The organism is Hymenobacter glaciei (genome assembly GCF_039539585.1).
GTDB lineage: Bacteria > Bacteroidota > Bacteroidia > Cytophagales > Hymenobacteraceae > Hymenobacter > Hymenobacter glaciei.
In genome coordinates this window covers 288,299-306,503 of sequence record NZ_BAABDK010000016.1, presented here as the reverse complement: position 1 = coordinate 306,503, position 18,205 = coordinate 288,299, and the positions used below count along the sequence as shown (strand labels likewise).

Sequence of the window (18,205 nt, the reverse complement as noted above, 5' to 3'; positions counted from 1 at the left end):
TGGCCGCTACCGCAGCCAGTAAGCCACGCCTACCAGTGCGGTAGCGGCCAGCGGATAGCGCGCCACGTAACCCGACGATGGCCGCGCCACCGACGTTACAAAGTGCGTGAGCGTGGGCTGGGCCAGCAGTTCCCAGCCCGGAGCCAGTTGGTAGCGGACTTCCGCCCCCAGGCTCAGGGCCAGGCTTAGGGGGCGGTAGGGGCTGCCAGTAGGGCCATAAGTGCGGCTGGTGCTGCCCTCGGTACTGCGGCCACCCAGGTAAAACGCCACGTCGGCCCCCGCCCTCAGGCCATAGCGCAGGTGCGCGTGCCCGGCACCCAGCTGGTAGCCAATGCGCAGCGGCAATGTCAGAAACTGGTAGGTGTTGCGCACATGCATCTTGCCCACTGAATCGGGGTAAAAGTTACTGGCGGTGGGCGAGCCATACGTTACGTGCACGATTACCGCTTGGTCGGCGGCGAACACGTGGTAACCCAGGCCCGTGCCCAGGCTCCAGCGCCCAGTTAGCTGCCGTTGCAGTTGCATTTCAGCTGCGAAGCCAGTGGTGGCTTGCTCGTCGGCGGCGGAGCCACTGCTCCATACCGTGCGATTGTTGATATAAGTAGGCGATGGGCTGGAGGATGGCATCGGCGCATAGGCGAGGCCGCCTGAGTACAGCGTGCGCGAGGTGAGCGCCGAGCCAGCCAGCGCCTGCACTGCCCAACGCCGAACAGCTACCACCGGCAGGGGAGGCAGGGAATCAGCCCGAGCCAACAGCGCCGGAGGTGTAGAAGACTGAAGCAGCAAAGGCACCACCCGCAGCATCGTCGGCTGCCAGGTCGCGCGAGCAGCTGTGGCAGTTGATTGGGGCGTAGGTCGAGCCGCTTCGACCTGCGTTTGGGCTACTATTTCGTCCGGCTGCTGCTCACCAGAAACCCGGCCAGTTAGTTGGGAAGTGGCGCGGGCAGAGCTTTCCCGGCTGGGGCTGTTGCGGGCATCGGTAGAAAGCCGCACTGCCTTCGAAGAATTGTTAGGGACATCGACGACGGGCCGGGTAACTGCCAAAGCCGATGCTGCCGAGGACCGGGAAGCCAATATGCTGGCGTCCACACCAAACCTGCTGGCTGCGCGTCCCGCTATACCATTCCTTCGCTTGGTGGCGCGGGTTATAGCCAATCTCTCAGGGCGCAATGCAACCGTGGAGCTCGTAGCGTCCGGCAAGCTCCGTGTCGAGGCTATTGCTACCGCCGGTTTGGTTGCCGTATCGTCTGCCGCTGGCGTATTTAATGAGCCATTATCGCCAGCTTCAGCAGTTGCTACCGCTGAGTGCGTTAGCCCATCAGCAGCTTGCTGAACTGTGCCACCGGGGGCCGAGACTGTACTAGACGGCTCTGCTGCATTCGATTCGGCGCGGGTGCTCCCCGCAGGTGCTGGCTGTGTGCCGGACGCCTGCGTTGCCAGGCTGCCAGGCTGCTCTCGCTCTGCTTGCTGGCCGCCCAGCCGCAACCCCTGCCAAGTGCTGAGGCCAACGAGTAGCAGCAAAGCCAATGCGGCCAGCATCCGGTGGCGCGCCTGGTGCCGCAACTGGGGGGCGGCCACCGGCGGCGGCAGTTGCGCCCGAATATTGCCCCACAGCGGTGCAGGCGGCTCCTGGCCGTAGTCGGCCAGGCGGTCGCGCAGGGCATCGAATAAGTCGTCGGGTTTGCGGTCGGTCATGGCAATTGGGGCGAATGCTGGGTCGCCAGGCGGGTTTCAAGCAGCCGGCGGGCCCGGGCCAGCTGCGATTTCGAGGTGCCCTCAGCAATGCCCAGTAACTCACTGATTTCCTGGTGTGAGTAGCCCTCCACGGCATAAAGGTTGAGCACCGTGCGGTAGCCGGGCGGCAACGTGGCCAGCAGGGCTAGCAGGTCGTCCACAGCGAGTTGGTCGAGAGCCGAGGGTTCGGCGGTGGGCAGGTCGGCGGCCAGCTCGTCGAGGGTGTCGCCGGCGGGGCCGGGGTGGCGCAGGCGGTGCTGCTCCACGGCGTGCAGCGAAGTTGTCACGGCAATGCGGCGCGCCCAGGCTTCGAACGGTCCCTGGCCGCGGTACTGGTCGAGGCGGGTGAAAATTTTAACGAAGGTGTTTTGCAGGGCGTCTTCGGCTTCGGTTCGGTTGGGGCAATAGCGGAGGCACACCCCCATTAGCCGGTAGGCCAGCAGGCGGTAAAGCTGGTGTTGCGCGGCCGAATCGCCCCGCCGGCACGCGGCCAGCAAAGCTTCGTCGACCGTGGTAACGGGAGGCGGCATGCAGCAGGAAAGGATAAAAGGCGAACGGTACCAACCCGCCTTGTGCACCCCTGACCGGTGGGGTACGCGTTGGGTTGCGCGGGCGTAAAAGTATTTTAAAATCAGCCGCGCAACTCTTGTCCCGCGCAGTTGCTGCGCATCAGCGCGCCGCGCCGTATTCTTGCCTGCCCAATCAATTCAGCCCAACCGTCAAAACCCTCCGCAGCCGTGCTCCGCTACTTCCACGTCGACGCCTTCGCCCAAACGCCCTTTGCCGGTAACCCCGCGGGTGTGTGCCCCCTCGAAACCCCGCTGCCCGCCGCGCTCATGCAGCAAATTGCCGCCGAAAACAGCTTGGCCGAAACCGCCTTTTTCGTGCCCCGCGCCGGCACTTCGGCCGAGTTCGACCTGCGCTGGTTCACGCCAACCGTCGAAATCGACCTCTGCGGCCACGCCACGCTTGCCGCCGCGCACGTGCTGTTTCAGCACCTGGGCTTTGCCGGCGAGCAGGTTACCTTCCACAGCCAGAGTGGGCCACTGCGGGTGGCCCGCGAAGCCAGCGGCCGCCTCGTGCTCGATTTTCCTTCGCGCCCGCCCCAGGAATTGACCGTGCATCCCACGGGCCTCACCGATGCCATTGGGGCCACGCCGTTGCGGGTGCTGGCGGCCCGCGACTTGCTGGTTGTGTTCAACTCCGAAGCCGAAGTGCTGGCCCTGAATCCGAATTTCGCTCGCATCGCGGCTCTGGAGTATGTGGGCGTTATTGCCACCGCGCCGGGCTCTAATGGGATTGATTTTGTCTCGCGCTTTTTCGCGCCCCGCGTCGGCGTGCCGGAAGACCCGGTTACGGGTTCAGCTCACAGCTCGCTCATTCCATTCTGGGCCGAAAAGCTGGGCAAAACTGAGCTGCGCGCCCGTCAGATTTCACCCCGCGGCGGCGACCTCTGGTGCCGCCTGCGCGACGGCGGCCGGGTCGACATTGGCGGCTACGCGGTGACGTATGCGGCGGGCGAACTGCTGTTGGGATAATGGGCAGTGAACTGACCATTTTCAGCCTCTATCGCAACCGCGGAACTGAACATTTCGTGCTGCTGCGGACGGTACGCCCGCCTTTCCCGAATTATTCGCAAACGCAAGACGACCTCGCTTATCAGGCTGAGCAAACCCGACGCGAAGCCTTACTGAATCATGTGGCTGCTACGATGGGAATAGGTGAGCGAGCAGCGTTCGAACTGATTGGGGAACTACAGGACCTACCCGTCGGTGAAGAATTGATGAAGGCCTCGGGTGGAGTGATGATAACAGTGTTTTATCTACATACTGAGTACGGTTATCCATGGGTTATACTGGGGACTGGGAGCAGCGAAGCCGGGTTTTTAAAAGAGCTGCGGGAAGATGAGGATTTGTTGAGCTTAAAACCAATCGGAAAACCAATCGTGATTGAGGCGAAATGCTTCGCCGAAAGTGATGCCGCTTCTCCGGGGAGGATATAAGGTAATTGGACTACCTATCTTCGGAGAACCTGTTGCAAAAAAAAGCACGGAATAAACCAGGTTATATTCAGCGACCTCTGGTGCCACCTGCGCGACGGCAGCCGGGTCGACATTGGCGGCTACGCGGTAACCACAGCCTCACTGCGGTAAATTATAATGAATGGTGCCTTTAGCAGCGAAGCAGAAAAGGAGCAGAAAATATTCACACTTCTACGAATGCTGCTGACCAACGAGTTGACAAAACCAAGCACGCATTCTGAGATTTCTGGGGCCGCCTCGTAGTGAGCTTGCCGGTAGCTAGAGCGCCAATGTGGCTGGACGTTAGCAACTGCCGCGCTGCGTACGAAAGACGCTCGCCACTTCGTTACTTCGATTTTCTACCCAAATCAGTGTTTATGAAAAACGCGTTACTCTTGTTGCTAAGCCTCGGCCTGACACCCGCTGTTTTCGCCCAAATAGCCCCGCGCCCCGCCCGAGAGCTCATCGACGAAGGCATCCGCCTCTACGATGCCGGCAAGTACGACGAGGCCGCGGCGCGCTACCAGCAGGTGCTGGCCGCCGAGCCTGCCAACAGCACTGCCCTCAGCGAACTGGCGCTCACCTACAACGCCCTCAACCGCAACGCCGAGGCGGCTGCCATTTGCAAAAAGCTCATCAAGGCCGACCCTCGCGTGGGCCAGAGCGTGTACGTGACCTACGGCAACAGCCTTGATGGCCTGAAGCAGCCCAAAGATGCCGTGCGGGTTTATGAGCAGGGGCTCAAATATTTCCCCGACTCGTACTCCCTCTATTTTAACACGGGCATCGCGCAGGCCCGCAACGGGCAGGTGCCGGCCAGCATCGGCAGCTTCCAGCAAGCCGTGGCGCTGAACCCCAACCACGCCAGTTCGCACATGAGCATGGGCGTGATGCAGCTTAGCAGCGGCACCCGCATTCCGGGCCTGCTGGCCCTGAGCCGCTTTTTGGTGCTGGAGCCGCGCGGGGCCCGGGCGGCCCAGCGCCTGCCCATGCTCGACAAGGCCATGAGCCTGGGCGTTTCCCGCACCGGCGAAAATGCCGTGACCATTAATATTTCCAGTGCGGCGCTTTCGGGCGCTAATGGCAAAGACAACGGCCCCGATAATTTCGGCCCGGCCGAAATGCTGCTTTCCCTTTCGAGTGCGGCGATGCTGGATAAGTCCCTCAATAAAGACGTGCCGCCGCCCGCCAATGCCACCGAGCGCTTCGTGCGCCAGTTCGATTCGCTTTGCAAAGGGCTGGGCGAGCTAGCCGACAAGCAAAAGGGCTTTACCTGGAATTACTACGTGCCCTACTTCGTCGAGATGCAGCAGAAGGGCTTTGTGCCCGCCTTCAGCTACTTAGCGCACGCTTCCCAAACCGACGCACCCGAGGTGCAGCAGTGGCTGGCAGCGCACCCCAACGAGGTAGCCGTGTTTCAGGAGTGGTCGAAAAATTACGTGTGGCCCAAGCCGGTGAAATAGCTTGCTAATTGTCAAGAATACAATTGTCTGATAAGCAGTTGATACCCCTACGCCTGCTGGTGAGCCAAGCAAAGGAGGCTTCACGCCCTGGCGTTTGGCTACGGGCCAGATGTCAGGAGTGCCGAGCGGTCGACTATTGAGCCGGTAAACGGAACCGATTTCAAAGGCAAAAGTCGTCGCGCACCTTTTTCAATGCTGCGCGTTACGGGGGCTCAAGCAGGCTGGCTGTGGCACCGGCCGCACTGGCGGGAAGTACAAGCCCGGGCCCAATTGCAAAATACTTGACTAATTATCAGCGCATTCGCTAGAAGGCGCCCTATATTTGACTGCTTGTAATTGTGCTGGATATCCCGCGCTTTTTTTTGCCCGACTTCATTGGGTTCTCCTTCTTTTAATTTTTTATGTCGCCACCTTTCACCCGATTCTTCCTGCTACGCGGGCTTTTGCTGGCCGGCGTGCTGCTGGCCGGGCGGCCCGGCGCCGCGCAGGATGTTACCCTCACGGGCCTGGATGCTTCCGTGTACCGGGGTTTCAAGACGGTGGAAGGGCAGGTGTACTACATGCTGCGGCAAGGCAGCACCTACGACCTGTTTCAGCTTGAAATCTACGGGCGCGACCTGCAGAAAAAGGCCACGACTGAGGTGCGCCTGGGCCGCAACTGGAACCTGCAGGCCACCCGCGTGGTGGGGGAGTTCACGTATTTCTACTTTTTTACCGGTAAGGAAGGCCTGCTGTTGAAGCTCGATGCCACGGGTAAGCAGGTGCAGGAAGCGCGTTTCCCGGGCACGGGCGACTATTTTGGGTTGGCGGCGATGGAGCCGGCCGGGGGCGGCGACTTTTACATTACGTACCCCATCGACCCCGGCAAACTTGGCTTTGTGGTGGCGCGCTACGGCTCCGACCTCACGGCCAAGCGCTGGCAGAAGGAATACCTGCCCGAAAAAGGCAAGTACAACGTGCACCAGTTTCAGGCCGATGCCACCCACGCCTATGCGGTGCTGGACAACACCAAGGCCAGCTACGAAGTGGTGTGCCTGGATGGCCTGACCGGCAACGAAACCAGCCGCAAAGAACTGCTCGGTTTGGGAGCCCCCAACCTGCTGGTGCCCAACCTGGCCAGTCTCGATAAAGCCGGCCACCTGATATTGGCCGGTTACTACGGCAACGTGCCCAAATCGGTGCTTAGCGCGCCTGTGAAGGTGGAAAACGCGACGCCTACCGATGGCTACTTCGTGCTTAGCCTGGCCCCCGAGGGCACCCCCGACTACCTGTCGCGCCTAAGTTTTGCCACCGAACTGGCGGGCAAGCTCAACACCCATTCCACTATTCAGCCCTACACCGTCGGCGACTACCCGGGCCTGAAGCTGCACGCGCTGCTGCCCCGGCCGGGCGGCGGCTATGCGCTGGTGGGCGAAACGTACAAGATGTTCTTCTTCACCGACCCGCTGTACAGTGCGGCGGGCGGCACCCGGGCTCCCGGGCCGGGCGGGGCCGCTGGCCCCGGTCCGCCCCGGCGCGACGTGCTGGACTTTGTGGTGCTCGACCTCACGACCCAGGGCAAGCTGGAGGCCGTGCGACGGATTCCCAAGCCCTATAAGATATATGAAGACCACAGCGCGGGCCCCGTGCCGCGCGAGTTCACCGACAAGCTGGTGTATTCGTACCGCTTTTTGTACCAGCCCGACCCGGCCAAGCTGCCTCAGGTAGTATTTCTGAACTGGCATCAGAACCTGCTCTACGTCAATACGCTGAAGCCGGCAACCGATGTGCGCGACAATATTTTTACGCGCCGCTACCTGGGCCAGCCGGCCGTGCCCGCCGGCCCCGACCGGGGCGAGTTGACGACGCTCAGCTTTGCCCCCACCTTCCAGACGCCCCCCGGGGAGTTTTTCTACGATGAGGTGCTGCCGCACGCGCCGGGCAAGTTTGTGTATTCGCACTTCGACCCGGCGAAGTCGGCCCTGCACTTGCAGGTGCTCGACGTGCCGGTTGAGTAGGCAGGATATTTTTTTAAGACTGTATTACGCTGATTTGTGCGCATATCCATGAAAACTACCCGCAACCGAGTGCTGGGCTTCGGCTTCCTCGTACTGGCGCTGCTGCCCGCCGCGGCCCACGCCCAGCAGGTGCAGGAAATACCCGGCGTGCCAGAACTGCCCCTGGTGCTGCCCACCGGCGACCAGGGCTATGCTGTGCTTTACCGCAGCGAAGCCGGCGAAGATGGCCAGGACGTGTACGCCATGCGTCTGCTCGACCCCTCCCTGAAAACCCGTTATCGCTACGCGCTCAACATTCCGCTCGGGGCCGCGCCACTGCCGCCGCTGCAGGGCAAGTCCACGTTTGCGCTGCCCTACCACAACCAGAGCGCGGCCAGCCTGGCGCTCTACACCTTCAACCCCCAAACCGGAACCCAGCTGCGACGCGACCTTACGGCGGCTCCTGACCGCAAGCGCATGCCCACCGGGCCACCCCTGCTGGCCATGACGCCCGCCGAGGGCTTTTGCGTGGTGCAGTCATTTCGGCGCGACACGGCCGGCTATGCCGTCACCATGCTCGGCAAGGACCTGAAAACCCAGTGGTCGCGCATGTACTTCCCCACCGACCTGCGCCAGCACCAGCCCCTGCAGGTGGCCGTGAGCAACAACTTGGTGACGTTGGTACTGGCCGATTCCTACATTATTAAACCCAACACGACCGAGCAGCGCAACATCACCGACGTGTCGGTGCTGTGCCTGGACCGTGCCACGGGCAAAGTGCTGTCGCGCACGCCGGTGCGCACCCCCCAAATCGTGCTCCAGCCCGCGCAACTGTTGGCCCTGGCCGATGGCCGCGTCGCGGCCTCGGGCCTCTACGCCCGGCCCCAGGCCCCCCGCCGCGATAGCGTGCTGGGCGTTTTTCTGACGTATTACCGGCCCGACGGCCAGGCCATACCGCCCGTGCTCACGCCCTGGGCTGAGCTCGGCGCGCGCCTCGGCGACCCCGACCTGGGCCGCCACCTGTATCAGGGCAAGGCGTCGTTCAATGTCCACGAACTGCTCAGCACCACGGGCACCGATGCCAAACTGGTAGGCGAGTATGGTCTGAATGGCCAGCCGGGTTCTTTTGTCGTGCTGAACTACACCGCCGCCGGCACCCTGGGCAGCCTCTACCCGGTGGCGCGCACATTTAAAACAGCCCCGGGGGCGGATGAGCTGCGCCTCAGCCGCTACCGCGACGTAACGGGCCGGCAGGGCGAGCCCATGCTGGTGTATTCCGGCGTAGAAAGCGCCCAGCAATATGCGTACGCCACGGTACTGGCCGAAACGCCCGCCCGCTCGGCCGCCCGGGCCAGCACTGCTCTGGACAAGCTGCCTGACCTGCCAGCCTACACCACCGAAAAGCCGATGGCCAGCACCCCCGGCATGGACCGGATGCTGGGCCGCCTCAACAACTTGCAGCAAAAGATGAACGCGGGCGTGGAAGCCGCCTATACTGCCGTAAACGGTGCCCAGGCCCCGGTATTGGCCACCTACCAATCCGACCAACTGCTCAACTTTGTGGTAGGCCCACCCGGCCAGTTGCTGGTGTATCGCTACGAGCCGAGCCGCAAAATGCTGCGCATCAAAACCCAGCCGCTGAAGTAAGGCTTACTAAAGTGTAAAAAAATTACACGGGTTCATCAACGTTCGATGCTGGTACCACTCTTCCCTCTCATCTCTATTGGAAATGACGGTGTCATCGACATCATTCCAAGTGCCGAAGGCTTGTCAAAAGCCTCGACCCGAGTACTGCTGAATACTGCGTATCCCAACACCGTCGAGTTGTTCGATAGGAACAATGGCAAGTGGAAATACCGACAGGTATCAGCGGAATTAAAAAACAACTGGCTGACTAAAATTCTGGCAATTACGGTTCATAATCCGATTCTGTGCGCAGAAGTTATCTGGACCTTTAACAGTAATTACCGACTTCCTGAATTGAAAGAAAAAATCAGGGAATGTGTTGATAAAGATGATGATATTATAACGCAGTTTGAAGGGGCGGATATTATAAAAGCGGCTATCGGGAAGGCCATAAATTTCAATGAAGTGATGGATGTGCTCAACAAATATTTATTCGAAGTTGAGCCGGAACAGCTATGGCAAGAGCAGGAAATGAGAGGTAAATAACTAGCTGCCGGTTAACGTTGATATGTGGCTTGCCCCTTCGCGCTTACAATTTCGTCGGTGTTTTCTTCTTCACCGCGCCGGTGCTGGCCCCCAGCCGCTCGGGGTTCTCGGTTAGAAAGTTGCTCCAGCTTTTGCCGCCGCTCACGGTGGCGTTGTTGCCCTTCTGGTAGTGGTGGCACAGGGCCACGGCCAGGGCATCGGTGGCATCGAGGAAGGTGCTGGCTTCGGCGATGGGCGGCAGCTTCAGGGTTTGGCGCAGCATGTGGGCCACCTGCTCTTTGGTGGAGTTGCCCGAGCCCGTGACGGACTGCTTAACCTTGGTGGGGGCATACTCCACGTAGGGAATCTGGCGCGAGAGGGCAGCTGCTATTGCCACGCCCTGGGCCCGGCCCAGCTTGAGCATGCTTTGCACGTTCACGCCGAAAAACGGGGCTTCGATGGCCAACTCGTCGGGCAGGTACTCGTCGATGAGCTCGAGCATGCGGTCGAAAATCCGCTTTAGCTTTACGGCGTGATTCGAGCCCAGGGCCTTCATATTGATAACGTCGTAGCACAGCACGTCCACGCGCTGCCCGCGCACCTCAATCAGGGCGTAGCCCATAATCTGGGTGCCGGGGTCGACGCCCATGATGATTTTGGGCAGCAGGTCGGCAGCGGGCGCGGGGCGGGGACGGGTGGGAGCGGGCATCTCTTACAAAGTTACGCCCCAGGGCAGGGTGGTGAACCAGCCGCTCAGGTTTCTTCTGTTTCTGGTAGCACTGCAACTCCACCCTCTGGCCCGTCAGACCCCGAAAACCGCCGTGCCCGTCAGTGGAAGCGCGTGGTTTTCTGGAGTAAAATCGGGGTTACGCTGCTCACGCTGGGGCTACTCTACAACTCCATCTTCGCCACGCCCGACACGGCGGCGGCCTGGCGGCACCTGCTGGCTACTACGCTCAGCGGGGCTGGGCGCGGCCCGGTGCTGCTGGCGCTGGCCCTGGTGCCCGCCAACTGGGGCCTCGAGGCCTGGAAATGGTACCGCTTGGCCCGGCATCTGGAGCCCGTTACATTCGGGCGCAGCTTTCGGGCGGTGCTGGTGGGGCTCACGCTGGGTTTCGCCACCCCCAACCGGGTGGGCGACTACGCCGGCCGCATCATCGAGCTGAAAAGCCGCCGGGTGAGTGCGCTGGGGGCGGTTTTTCTGGGGCGCTACTGCCAGCTGGTGGCTACCGTACTGGCCGGCGTGGCGGGCCTGCTCTACTTCGTGTTGAAGTTTTACCTGAACGGCTACCCGGCCGCTGGGGTGGGCGTGGTGGCCTCGGCGGTGGTGCTGAGTGGGTTGGTGCTGGTGCCGCTGTACCGGTCGCAGCTACTGCTGGCAGCGCTGGGGCTGTGGCGACCGTTGCGGCGGTTTCGGCCGGCGCTGGCCATTATGCCCACCTACCCGGCCCGGGCGCTGCACGCGGTGCTGGCTATTTCGGGGCTGCGCTACGCGGTATTCTGCGCTCAGTTTATGCTGCTGCTGGCGGCCTACGGCGTAGGCGGACCACTGGGGCCGGGCCTGGCCGCCGTGGCCGGCACGTTCTTTCTAAAGTCGTTGGTGCCCTCGCTCAATGCGCTGGCCGATGTGGGTGTGCGCGAATTGTCGGCCACGCACTTGTTTGGGCTGTTGGGCCAGCCGGCGCTGCCGGTACTTTCGGCCAGCCTCAGCTTGTGGGTCATCAACATCGCGCTGCCCAGCGCGGCCGGCCTGCTGCTGGTGCCGGGCCTGCGCGTGCTGCGCGAGAAACGGGCAGCCAAGTGATAGCGGCGTTGGGAATGTGCCTGCTGGTACTGCCGGCGCTCTATGCGGGGCTGATGGTGTGGCTAAGCGCTGCGCTTAATGAAGAATTAAGAGTGAAGAATGAAGAATTGGAGTCGTCTGCGAATCCCTCATTCCTCATTCCGGATTCCTCATTAAAATTTTCCGTCCTTATCGCCGCCCGCAACGAGGCCGAAAACCTGCCCCAACTCCTGGGCGACTTGGCTGCTCAGACGCTGCCCGCTGCTTGTTTCGAAGTGCTCATTGCCAACGACCATTCCACCGATGCTACCGCTGCTATCATTGCCGCCGCTGCTCAGGAAGCTGGTTTTGCACTGCGGCTGATTGAACTGTCCGTTCACACAACGGGCAAAAAAGCTGCCCTGCTCGCCGCGCAGCAAGCCGCGCGGGCGCCCTGGCTGGTCTGCACCGATGCCGACTGCCGCCTCGGCCCCGGCTGGCTGGCGGCCTACGCGGCCCTGCTGGTCCGGCAGCCGGCTACCAACTTCATCAGCGGGCCGGTGCTGCTCACGGGGCCGGCTAACTGGTTCACCACGCTCATGGGCCTGGAGTTTGCGGGGTTGGTGGGGGTGGGGGCCGCCTGCCTAGCCCGGCAGCAGCCCACCATGTGCAACGGGGCCAACCTGGCCTACCGGCGCAGCGCCTTCGAGGCAGTGGGGGGCTTTACGGACCACGCCCACCTGGCCAGCGGCGACGACGAATTCCTGCTGCACAGCATTCACGCGCGGTTTCCGGGCACGGCGCGGTTCCTGTTTGACGCCGACGCTATTGTGCGCACGGCCGCGCCGCTTACGTTGCGGGCGCTGCTCCGTCAGCGGGTGCGTTGGGCCAGCAAGTGGGCGCATTACCGCAGCGCGGCGCCGCAACGGCTGGCCCTGGTGGTGCTGGGTGCCAACGTGGCACTGGCTGTGGGCGTGGCGGCGGCGCTGGCCTGGCCCGGGCTGTGGCTGTGGGTAGCGGCAGCCGGAGTACTCAAGCTGGGTGGCGACGTATGGTTTTTGGGGCCCGTCTTGGGGTTTCTGGGGCGGCGAAAGTGGCTTGTGGGGCTGCTGCCACTGCAGTTGCTGTACGCGCCTTATGCACTGGCCGTAGGCCTGGCCGGGCGGCGCGGCGGCTACGAATGGAAGGGGCGGGCGGTGCGGTAGCGTGAGCAGCAAGGCGGGGTAAAAAAATATTGCCAAAAAACCGTCTCACAGGGCTTGGATGGTAAATTTGCCGCAACTATATTCCACCTAAGTCCAACGTGTTATGCGCCGCAACCCGGTAAGTTTCGCCCTGACGGTGGGCATGGCTTTGATAGTCGTGCTCTTTGGTTTCACCCTGCTGAGCGCCGCCGGCCTGGCCGGCTTTGCGGCCGATGATGCGCTGCTCGAGCAGCAAGGCCCCAATGACCACGGCATGCCAGAAGGGCCACAGTTTCCGGAGCAGACCGCCGCTGCTCCTAAGCCGCTGCTCACGGTCGCGCAAGCTGCCGAAGTAGCCGCCGGTGATGCCCTATTCAAAGGCAACTGCGCCCAGTGTCATGCCGTGAATGAGCAGGTAGTTGGCCCGGCCTTAGCTGGCATTACCAAGCGTCGGCCCATTTCCTGGCTTATTCCTTGGGTGAAAAATTCAAGCAAGCTCGTGGCCACCGGCGACGAATATGCCGTGGCGCTGTTCACCAAATTCAACAAGCAGCAAATGCCCTCTTTCGCGCTGTCAGATAAAGAAATTGCTTCCATCGTCGCCTACATTGCTTCACAGGAGGGGGCTGCAGTGCCAACGGGAGGCGCTACCGTCGCGGCACGGTAACGCCGATGATGACGCCGAAGTCGCCGTCGTTCTGAGGCTGCACAGACGAGTGCTCGTAGGTGCGCGACACAAATCCGTCGAGGTAGAGTGCTTGGCGGCACCCGGCTTGCCGGAAGTACTCGGCGAAATCGTAGAAGCTGATTTTAGTGCGCGACATGGCCAGCAGTACGTGGCCATTGGGCAAGATGCCCACCCCGTTGCGAATCTGCCGATTAGCGGAGCCACGTGTAAAAGCAGGATGAATCTGCCCATCAACTACCAGCATGGGCCCCGACTGCGTGGCGAAGGCTACTTGGCCGTCGTTGCGGAAAGCGGCGGTTTGGCAAATGTGCGCGGTGGTATCGGTATTGAGGTAAAGCACGCCGTTGGGCTTGAGATAGAAATTGCCTGGGCCACTGGTGGTGTCCAGAGGCGTGATGACTTTGCTGCCCTCAATAAACAAGCCTTGAGGCGCATATCCGGGGTTGAACATGCCCGCATTCATCGCAAAAACTAGTTTCTGCTGGTGAGCGGCCAACCATTTTTTCAGTCCTTCCAGACTTCCAAACCGGCGATTGCGCTCGTCTTTCCAATACAGTCGCAACTGGTGGCGGCGCAGGTCGGCGCGGTAGCTGATGAAGGCTGGCTGCGTAGCCATCTGGTACAAGTGCCAGCCAAAGCGCACCACTAGTGCGACAGTCAGTGCTGCAAGCAGGAGCCTGAATTTGTTCATCGCGGTAAATGTATGGTAGTTGGATGCAGCTTGAGCATAAGTAATGAGGCAGAAACGATTGAGAACAGGATGGTCTGAAACCTCATTGCTGGCGGCGCTTAACAACCCAGTATGCGCCGAATAGCAACGGTAAATAAGTAACCACTACTGCTGGTAGTGTCAGTTGATTGGGCGATACCATTCCCCAGGAAGATGGTAGGTAATCACGATTTGAGGCGTAGTACCGGACGAACCAGCTTTCGGCCAGGCTGGCAAGCATGCCCGGCACCAGCAGTAGCAGCACCCACGGCCGCCGGCGCAACGAGCGCCGCCACAGCACCTGCGGCAGCAGGCCCTGGCCCAACAGCTGCGCCCAGTAAGCCAACCAGTACGGCCCAGACAGCCGATTAAGCCAGGCGTAACGCTCCAGTTCATCAGCGCCGAAACTAGTCTGAATACCAGTAGCCAAGGTCTGGGCCAGTAGGATGCTGCCCGCAGCAAGCAGCAGCCCGGCCGAAACGGCCATCAATCGCACCAGGACCGTCCGCCAGTGGGGCCGCGCCAGATACAGTCCGCACAGCAGCGGCGTGGTCAGGCCAAAGCCGTAAAAAACCAAAGTGGTCAGGATAGAGAGGAAAAACATGCCGGCGGCAATTGAATTAGCGGCGGCCGAATTTCCGGCGCAGGTCGCGGGCCAGGTTATCAAACACGTAGTCGTGCTCCTGCCGGATGCCCAGCTTCTCCAACGGCCCCCAGTAGGCCCGGGGCCGCAGCACCGAGGTGTACGTAGTGAGGCGGGTCATTTTGCAGCCGTGCGGGCCGGCCGGCTCGAACCGATAGGTGGCTTCCCGGAAGCCCAGCCATTTACGCCCCACCAGGTTGTACAACTCCACATCCATCTGCAACAGGCGGCCGCGCTCCAGGGCGGTGATGCGCTCGGTGATGGTGCCGGCCCCAAAGTCGTCGTTGCTCAGGAGGCCCGCTTTGAAATAGCAGGTGCGCCGGCCGCCCACAGCTTCCTTTTCCAACACGCACTTCACGGGGATGGGCAGGTCAAAATTCATGAGAAAAGGCTTGGGCGCGTCGAGCGTATCGACGGATTTGATGGCATCGTAGACCTGCTCGGGCGAGTAGGGGTACACCCGTTCGGTGGTCACGGCGATAATGGCGGCCTCGTTGCGCGTGGCGTACTGCTCCAGCGGCGCGCCCACCACGAACAGCAGCAATGGAGCCAGCAGCACCGGTAGTTGGTTGCGTTCGCGCAGCTGCTGGTTGCGGGCGGCGAGGTGCGAAACCACAAAACCCAGAAAAATCAGTGGTACGATAATCGGCAGCACCATCACGATGCACAGCAGCCCCGACAGGCCCGGCACGTACAGGCCCAGCAACGTGAGCGCCGTGGCAATGAGCGCGCCCCACAGCGTGTAGCGCTTGTTGAGCATGGCCCCAAGGGCGAGGCCCAACAAAATGGGCAGCAGCACAAACAGCATCCAACCGTAATTGGCCAGCCCCAGCAGTAGGAGGGCAATGCCCGTCTCGAGAAAGAGCAGGGTGAGAATAAACGTCAGCTGGAAGCTGCGGTCGGCCAGGAGCTTGCGCATGTGCAGAACAAAAGGGGTGACAATCCGCAAGCAGGGGCTGTTTCAGCATTGGTCTTCGGGCCCGCTAAAGATACCGGCCCCGGCGGCCCGCCAACCCCGCTCCCGGGCTTACATTTGCCTGCATCACCGCACGAGCGATTTACTTCCGTGACCGACCCCGAATACGACCTGCTCGACGAGCTTTACTTCGTCACCCCGTTCCGCACGCTGCTCCAGAAAACAGGCTTGCCTGTTCAGGAGCTCGAAAACCAACTCCGCAGCCTCCTGGAGCAAGGCCTCATCCGCAGCTACTGGCCCGACCCCGACACCGAGCTGGCTTACGAAACCACGTCCTTCGGCGCCATTGCCCGCGATGCCGCCTACCTGGCCTCGAAGGATGGCCTGCTGCAACACAACACCCGCTAACGGTGGCCGCGGCAGTTTCCGCAAAGCCGCCCATCTCGGCTGCCGCCGCCCGGCCGCCGGGCTACTACGTGCGCCAGCGCCTGTGGCAAAACCGGCCTGCCGTGGCCGGGTTGGCCTTTATTGCGCTGTGCACGCTGGTGGCCCTGCTGGGCTATTGGATAATGCCCGACAACTCGCCCAACGCCAACCACGGCTTCGTGCAGGTGCAGAAAGAAGGCCCCGGCCTGCGCGTACAGCTGTTGCGCCAGCCCCTGCCCGACTCGGCCCGCCTGGGCGCGGCCACCGACAATATCTTCACCACTTGGCTGCGCGGTCGCGAGCCCGAGTGGCAGGAAACCCCCATCGGCGGCTACGAATTCGCCGGCGACTCCATCATTCTGAAGCCCCTGGGCGAACACTCGGCCGAGGCTGGCCGCCTGCGCCGCCTGCCGCTGGCCACCGTAGCCGGCCACCCGGGCCCGCGTGCCAGCCTGCAGCGCGAAATCCAGGAAAGCCACTTGCTCACCCGCACCTACGCGCTGGGCACCGACAAAGCCGGGCGCGACGAGCTGAGCCGGCTGCTGCTGGGCACGCGCATTTCGCTGGGCATTGGGTTGGTGGCGGTACTGATATCGTTGGTGCTGGGCATGGCCGTGGGTGCGGTGGCCGGCTATTTCGGCGGTTGGGTCGATTCGCTGCTACTGGGCCTGATGACCGTGGTGTGGAGCATTCCGGGCATTATGCTGGTTATTGCCATTTCGCTGGCACTCGATAGCAAAGGCGTGTGGGTGAGCTTTGTGGCCGTGGGCCTTACCATGTGGGTCGACGTGGCCCGCGTGGTGCGCGGCCAGATGCTAAGCCTGCGCTCGGCCACGTTTGTGGAAGCTGGCCGGGTGCTGGGCCTGCCCACTGCGCGCCTCATTGCGCAGCACCTGCTGCCCAACATGCGCGGGCCGCTCATTGTGCTGGCCACCAGCAACTTTGCTTCAGCAATTTTGCTCGAAGCCGGCCTGAGCTTCCTGGGGCTGGGCGTGCAGCCACCCGCGCCCAGCTGGGGGCTGATGGTGAAGGAAGGCTACGACCTGCTGGGCACCCAGGCCGGGCTGTGGCTTACGCTGCTGCCGGGTACCGCCATTTCGCTGCTGGTACTCAGCTTCAACCTGCTTGGCAATGGCCTGCGTGACGCCTACGACCCCAAAACGCCCGTAGCGGTGTAACGCGAACTCGCGCCCGCTGCTTTCCCGGCGCTTTTTGTACCTTGCCGCGTATGGCCGCAGCAGCTCCCAATTCTCCCACCCAACCGCCCACTGATTCAGCCCTGCTTGCCGCGCGCGACGAGCAGCTCAAGCAGCTGCGGCGCCAGCTGCAGCTCAAGCAGTTCGAGCTAGATACGGTGCTGGGCGTGGCCCACGACATGACGGCCCGCGACCACTCCGTCGACGAGCTCTACCACATGTTGCGCCTCACCCTGCAAGGGCAGCGCAACGTGGTGCAGCTGGCATTGTTTGCGCGCGAAGACGACCAGTTCCGGCCCCGCCTGGTGCTGGGCTGCGACATGGCCACCGCCGAAAATCTGTGCCTCTCGCGCCCCCTGCTCGACGGCGAAATACGCGAGCCCCGGTCCGTGGAAGACCTGCTGCTAGACCCCGACTGGGACCGGTACGAGCTTGTGCTGCCCATTCTGCGCCAGCGCCACGTGGTAGCCTACGTGTTTGTCGGCGGCCTGCGGTCCGACTACGACCGCCAGCAACTCATTCCGTTCCTCACTTCACTGGCCAACACGCTGATGGGGGCCGTGGAAAACCGCCGCCTCCAGGCCCAGCGCATTGCCGACGCGGCCGTGCGCAAGGAAATTGAAATTGCCCAGGAAGTGCAGGCGTTGCTTTTCCCGCGCAAGCTGCCCAACGACGCCGACCTGGCCATTGAGCGCAGCTACGTACCCCACACCGAAATTGGCGGCGATTACTACGACGTGGTCGAAATCGATGCCGACCGCCTGATGCTGTGCGTAGCCGACGTGAGTGGCAAGGGCGTGCCCGCGTCCCTGCTCATGTCGAATTTCCAGGCCGGCCTGCGCACGCTGCTGCGCCAGGGCGTGCCGCTGGCCACGGTGGTGCCCGAACTCAACCACCTGCTGTTCCGCAACTCGGGCGGCGAGAAGTTTATTACGGCTTTCCTCGGCATCTACAATCGCCGCACCCGCCAGCTCGAATACGTGAACGCCGGCCACAACGACCCGCTGCTGCTCGCCGACAACGGTCAGGTTACTACCCTCAAAGTAGGCACCGTGATGCTAGGCATTATGGAAGAGCTACCGATGCTGCGGGTAGGGCAGGTGGCTATTCCGCGCCACTCAATGTTGCTGCTTTACACCGATGGCTTGACCGAGGTGTTTGATGCCGAGGGCAACGAGTTTGGGGAAGAGGGTGTGCTCGAAGTGCTGCACCGCAGCCGCTACCTGCCGCTGCCCAAGCTGCATCAGGAAATGCTCCGTAGCATCGACGCCTACAGCTCGCGCGGCTCGCATTTCGCCGACGACGTAACCATGCTCAGCTGCCGCTTCAAGTAGTGG

Annotated in this window: 18 protein-coding genes; 12 read left to right on the top strand and 6 right to left on the bottom strand. The window is 62.1% G+C overall.

What is annotated here, in order from left to right:
* Nucleotides 1-6: 6 nt before the first annotated feature.
* Both ABD837_RS10240 and ABD837_RS10235 read right to left on the bottom strand, forming a co-directional pair.
* On the bottom strand, nt 7-1,695 hold the full coding sequence (locus ABD837_RS10240; RefSeq protein WP_345053707.1) for a porin family protein: 1,689 nt from the start codon (nt 1,693-1,695) through the stop codon (nt 7-9).
* Nucleotides 1,692-2,264, bottom strand: coding sequence for an RNA polymerase sigma factor (locus ABD837_RS10235; RefSeq protein ID WP_345053705.1), 573 nt, complete (start codon nt 2,262-2,264; stop codon nt 1,692-1,694). The genes ABD837_RS10240 and ABD837_RS10235 overlap by 4 nt, the downstream gene beginning before the upstream one ends.
* Nucleotides 2,265-2,471: 207 nt before the next feature.
* Here ABD837_RS10235 and ABD837_RS10230 point away from each other — a divergent pair, with 207 nt between their 5' ends.
* The 6 genes from ABD837_RS10230 (at nt 2,472) to ABD837_RS10205 (ending at nt 9,365) form a co-directional block, all read left to right on the top strand.
* A complete protein-coding gene (locus ABD837_RS10230; RefSeq protein ID WP_345053702.1) occupies nt 2,472-3,272 on the top strand; it encodes a PhzF family phenazine biosynthesis protein in 801 nt (266 codons plus the stop codon).
* Nucleotides 3,272-3,736 (top strand): hypothetical protein, encoded by a 465-nt coding sequence (locus ABD837_RS10225; RefSeq protein ID WP_345053700.1) that lies wholly within the window; start codon nt 3,272-3,274, stop codon nt 3,734-3,736. Before ABD837_RS10230 ends, ABD837_RS10225 begins: the two co-directional genes overlap by 1 nt.
* A 395-nt stretch (nt 3,737-4,131) precedes the next feature.
* Entirely contained in the window at nt 4,132-5,217 is a 1,086-nt protein-coding gene (locus tag ABD837_RS10220; protein ID WP_345053698.1) for a tetratricopeptide repeat protein, read from the top strand.
* A 401-nt stretch (nt 5,218-5,618) separates the two neighbouring features.
* Nucleotides 5,619-7,214: a hypothetical protein gene (locus tag ABD837_RS10215; protein ID WP_345053695.1), complete on the top strand. Its 1,596-nt coding sequence runs from the start codon at nt 5,619-5,621 to the stop codon at nt 7,212-7,214.
* A 48-nt stretch (nt 7,215-7,262) separates the two neighbouring features.
* A complete protein-coding gene (locus tag ABD837_RS10210) occupies nt 7,263-8,840 on the top strand; it encodes a hypothetical protein (protein WP_345053693.1) in 1,578 nt (525 codons plus the stop codon).
* A gap of 45 nt (nt 8,841-8,885) precedes the next feature.
* On the top strand, nt 8,886-9,365 hold the full coding sequence (locus ABD837_RS10205; protein ID WP_345053691.1) for a hypothetical protein: 480 nt from the start codon (nt 8,886-8,888) through the stop codon (nt 9,363-9,365).
* Between the two features lie 43 nt (nt 9,366-9,408).
* Here the strand turns inward: ABD837_RS10205 and ruvC are convergent, their stop codons facing one another.
* The gene (gene ruvC / locus ABD837_RS10200) at nt 9,409-10,053 is read right to left on the bottom strand and encodes a crossover junction endodeoxyribonuclease RuvC (protein WP_345053688.1); all 645 of its coding nucleotides are present in this window, start codon (nt 10,051-10,053) and stop codon (nt 9,409-9,411) included.
* A 132-nt stretch (nt 10,054-10,185) separates the two neighbouring features.
* On the opposite strand from ruvC, the gene ABD837_RS10195 reads away from it, so the two are divergent.
* The 3 genes from ABD837_RS10195 to ABD837_RS10185 all read left to right on the top strand — a co-directional run bounded on the left by ABD837_RS10195 (nt 10,186) and on the right by ABD837_RS10185 (nt 12,957).
* Complete coding sequence (locus ABD837_RS10195; protein ID WP_345053686.1) at nt 10,186-11,148, top strand: lysylphosphatidylglycerol synthase domain-containing protein; 963 nt, start codon at nt 10,186-10,188, stop codon at nt 11,146-11,148.
* A 14-nt stretch (nt 11,149-11,162) separates the two neighbouring features.
* On the top strand, nt 11,163-12,311 hold the full coding sequence (locus tag ABD837_RS10190; RefSeq protein WP_345053683.1) for a glycosyltransferase: 1,149 nt from the start codon (nt 11,163-11,165) through the stop codon (nt 12,309-12,311).
* 103 nt (nt 12,312-12,414) lie between these two features.
* Nucleotides 12,415-12,957 (top strand): c-type cytochrome, encoded by a 543-nt coding sequence (locus tag ABD837_RS10185; protein ID WP_345053681.1) that lies wholly within the window; start codon nt 12,415-12,417, stop codon nt 12,955-12,957.
* Here ABD837_RS10185 and ABD837_RS10180 read toward each other — a convergent pair.
* The 3 genes from ABD837_RS10180 to ABD837_RS10170 all read right to left on the bottom strand — a co-directional run bounded on the left by ABD837_RS10180 (nt 12,938) and on the right by ABD837_RS10170 (nt 15,249).
* A complete protein-coding gene (locus tag ABD837_RS10180) occupies nt 12,938-13,669 on the bottom strand; it encodes a phosphodiester glycosidase family protein (protein WP_345053678.1) in 732 nt (243 codons plus the stop codon). The genes ABD837_RS10185 and ABD837_RS10180 overlap by 20 nt on opposite strands.
* Nucleotides 13,670-13,751: 82 nt before the next feature.
* Nucleotides 13,752-14,291 (bottom strand): hypothetical protein, encoded by a 540-nt coding sequence (locus ABD837_RS10175; RefSeq protein ID WP_345053676.1) that lies wholly within the window; start codon nt 14,289-14,291, stop codon nt 13,752-13,754.
* A gap of 16 nt (nt 14,292-14,307) precedes the next feature.
* Entirely contained in the window at nt 14,308-15,249 is a 942-nt protein-coding gene (locus ABD837_RS10170; RefSeq protein ID WP_345053674.1) for an SRPBCC family protein, read from the bottom strand.
* A gap of 147 nt (nt 15,250-15,396) precedes the next feature.
* On the opposite strand from ABD837_RS10170, the gene ABD837_RS10165 reads away from it, so the two are divergent.
* The 3 genes from ABD837_RS10165 to ABD837_RS10155 are packed head-to-tail and all read left to right on the top strand — an operon-like array spanning nt 15,397 to nt 18,202.
* Entirely contained in the window at nt 15,397-15,654 is a 258-nt protein-coding gene (locus ABD837_RS10165) for a hypothetical protein (protein ID WP_345053671.1), read from the top strand.
* A gap of 2 nt (nt 15,655-15,656) precedes the next feature.
* A complete protein-coding gene (locus ABD837_RS10160) occupies nt 15,657-16,850 on the top strand; it encodes an ABC transporter permease (RefSeq protein ID WP_345053667.1) in 1,194 nt (397 codons plus the stop codon).
* Nucleotides 16,851-16,900: 50 nt separating this feature from the next.
* A complete protein-coding gene (locus tag ABD837_RS10155) occupies nt 16,901-18,202 on the top strand; it encodes a PP2C family protein-serine/threonine phosphatase (protein WP_345053665.1) in 1,302 nt (433 codons plus the stop codon).
* The last annotated feature ends 3 nt before the right edge of the window (nt 18,203-18,205 follow it).